This window comes from Actinocorallia lasiicapitis, assembly GCF_054778695.1.
Window position 1 is genome coordinate 1 of sequence record NZ_BAAGZI010000511.1, and the last position, 3485, is coordinate 3485.

General features: G+C 74.1%; 2 protein-coding genes. Both read left to right on the plus strand.

The window, feature by feature from the left end; translation table 11 throughout:
• The coding region (locus ACYVE7_RS31235; RefSeq protein ID WP_460369811.1) for an ADP-ribosylglycohydrolase family protein at window positions 1–377 on the plus strand (377 nt) is incomplete at its 5' end.
• A gap of 25 nt (window positions 378–402) precedes the next feature.
• A partial coding sequence (locus ACYVE7_RS31240) for a tetratricopeptide repeat protein (RefSeq protein ID WP_460369812.1) occupies window positions 403–3485 on the plus strand: 3083 nt, incomplete at its 3' end.

A 3485-nucleotide genomic window follows, 5' to 3' on the forward strand; every position in this document is an offset into this window, starting at 1 on the left:
CCGGCGCGGGCGAGACCATCGCCGCGCTGCGGGCCGCGCTCGACGCGCCGCGCGACGAGCCGAACGCGGAGATCCTGGAAGGTCTCGGCGCGGGCTGGATCGCCGAGGAGGCCCTGGCCATGTCGGTGTACTGCGCGCTCGCCCACCCCGGCGACGTCCGCGCCGCGCTCTGCCTGGCCGTCAACCACTCCGGCGACAGCGACTCGACCGGCGCGATCACCGGCAATCTGCTGGGCACCGCGCTCGGCGAGCGGGCCGTCCCCTGGCGGACGGCCGTCGAGGGGCACGACACGATCGTCCGGCTCGCCGAGCAACTGGTTCCCGTGAAATGTTCCCTCGGGAACAGGCCGGAAGAGTCCGCTGACACACTCCCGTAGGCGCGATCGTGGTGCGATGGCGGGTATGACGCCTCCACTGTGTTTCTGGGACAGGCTGCCGGCGCACGTCCGGCAGCGGCTGCTCACCGAGCACCGGGTCGAGACCTACGCGGCCCGCAGCACGCTTCAGCTGCAGAGCGTGCTGGCCGAGGACGTCGTCATCCTGCGCGCCGGGCACGCCCTTGAGCTGCGGCGGACCGAACTGGTCAACCAGTCGTCGGTGATCGGGCTGCTCGGTCCCGGCGACGTCGCGGGGCTGCACGTCCTGTCGGGCCATCCGCAGCGCGCGGACGTCGTCGGGGTGGGCAGGGGCGGGCTGCAGGTGCTGCGGATCCCGCAGGCCAGGTTCCGGCAGCTCGCCGAGGAGCACCGGGAGGTCGCCTCGACCGTCCTGCGGACCATGGACGACCGGCACACCCACGAAGGGCTGCGGCTCGCCCTGGCCCTGTCCCCCGATGTGGGCGCCGACCAGCGGCTCGCCGCCCATCTGGTGGAGCTCGCCGCGCGGTTCGGCCGGCTCCAGGCGGGCGGCGCCGTCCTGGACATCGGCCTGACGCAGGAGGAGCTGGGCCGCTACGCGGGCGTGACCAGGTCGAGGACCAACCGCACGCTCAGCCGGTTCCGGGAGCGCGGCCTGCTCGGCGCCAACTGGCGGTACATCGCCGACGTGCAGGGGCTGCGGCATCTCGCCGAGCCCTACGACGACCTGTGGTCGGTGACGCGCGGCCGCCGCGACCCCTACGACGACCCCGCCGACCTGGCGCTGGAGAGCGCGCCGCTGCCGTCGGGGCTCGGCTGGCCGCGTCCGGCCAGGGTGCTGGGCGACGTCCGGAACTTCACCGGCCGCCGCGCCGAGCTGAACCATCTGCGGGAGCTGCTGCTGCGCCGTCCCGGACCGCGAGTGGCGGTGCTGCACGGCCCGTCCGGCTCGGGCAAGACGGCTCTCGCCGCCCGGTTCGCGAAGCTGTTCGCCGAGTACTTCCCCGACTGCCAGATCTCGGTGGACCTGCGCGGCCGGTCGCTCGCCACGGCCCTCGGCGCCATCCTGCGCGCCCTCGGTGTGCCCGGGGAGACAGTGCCGCGTGGCGAGGAGGAGCTCGCCGACCTGTACCGGCGGCTGATCGCCGACCGGGGCGTCCTGCTGATCCTCGACGACGCCGACGACGCCGACCAGGTGCGGCGGCTGCTGCCCCGCACCCCGTCCAGCGCGGTGATCGTCACCTCGGCGGAGCCGCTGTGGGGGCTGGGCGCCGAGCATCTGCGGTTCGGGCCGCTCACCGACGACGACGCCGTCGAGCTGGTCGGCAAGATCGCCCCCGACGCCCCGGAGTCGGCCCGCGCCGATCTCGCGCAGCTCTGCGAGCATCATCCGCTGGCCCTGGCCGTCGCGGCGCCGGGCTTCGACGGGCTGCGCGACCCGCTGCTGCGGCCCGACGCGTCCGGGCTCGGTTCGGCGCTCACGCTCGCCTACCGCAGGCTGCCCGACGACCACCGGCTGCTGTTCCGGTTCGCCGCCCTCACCGCGGGCCCCGACTTCTCGGTCGAGGCGATGGCCGCGCTGCTGGACTGGCCCGTGCCGAGAACGGCCGACGTGCTCGACGACCTCACCCACGTCAACCTGGTGAACGTCGCGGAACGCCGGTACCGGCTGCACGGCCTGCTGCGCGGCTTCGCCCTCGAAAGAGTCCGGCTGGAGAACAACGAGGCCGACCGGGAGGACGCCGTCGGCCGGCTGCTCGGCTACTACCTGGACGGGGCGCAGCGCCACGGCGACGCCCTCGGCCGGCACCGGCGCGCCCTGCACCACGATCCGGACGGCGAACGTCCGGGCCCCGGTGATCGCGACAGCGCCCTGGAGTGGCTGGAGCGGGAGCGCCGCTGCCTGATCGCCGCCGTCCGGCTGGCGGCCGAGACGGGCCGCCACCAGGTCGCCTACGGGCTCGCCGACTCCTGCTACGACGTGCTCGAACTGCTGAGGTTCGGCCGCGACAACCTCGCCATCCACAAGATCGGGCTGCGGTCGGCGCAGCTCGTCGCGGACCAGCAGGCGATCGCGCTCATGCTGCACCATCTCGGCGTCGTCAGTTTCGCGGTCGGCCGGAACCTCGAGGCGATCGCGTACGAGTGGATGGCTGCGCAGGTCTTCGCCGACCAGGGCGACGCTCATGGCGAGGCCGTCGTCCACGAGCAGATCGCGGCCGTCTACCAGGTGCTCGACCGGCACGCCGAAGCCCTCGCCGGGGCCGAGCACGCCCGCAAGCTGCACAGTTCGGCTGGCGATCGGCGCGGCGAGGCCACCGCCCTGGTCCGGCTGGCGACCAGCCTGCGGATGCAGGGCCGCTACGCCGAGGCGCTGGACTGCGCGGAGTCGGCGCTGGAGCTGTTCCGTTCGACCGGCGACCGGCGCGGCGAGGCCGACGCGCTGCGCGCCCGCGCCGACATTCGCTGCGAACGCCACCAGTGGGTCGACACCGAACGCGACGTCTACCAGGCGCTCGCCATCAGCGAGCAGCTCCAGGACGGGCGGGGCGAAGCCTGGGCGTACATCGTGCTGGCCAGGATCAGCCGCCCGCTCGGCGCCTACCTCGACGGGCTCGCCCACGGCCGCAAGGCCCTCGACCTGTGCAAGGGCGCGGGCGACCGGCACGGCGAAGGCTGGGCGCGGATCAGGCTCGGCCGGCTGTTCATCGACTGCGCCGACCTGGACGAAGCGCTCCGCCACCTGCACCCGGCGCTCCAGGCGCACACCGAGATCGACCACCCGCGCGGCCAGGTCGCCGCGCGGGTCGGCATCGCGCTGGTGCTGCTGCGGCGCGGCCGTCTGCACGAGGCGCGCACTCATCTCGAGCAGGCGCTGTCGCTGTCCCGCCAGATCGGCGACCGCGGCGGCGAGGCCCGGGTGCTGGAGGAGCTGGCGACGGTGCTGCGCAGGCTCGACCAGGTCAAGGACGCCATGATCTTCAGCCGTGCGGCGCTGGCCGTGTGGGCCGAACTCGACCACCGGCGCGGCATGGCGACCGTGCTCGGCGGCATCGCGCGCATCCAGCTCAGGTCCGGCCACTACGCCGACGCCCTCGACGCCTGCGACCAGGCGCGCGAGCTGCGCGC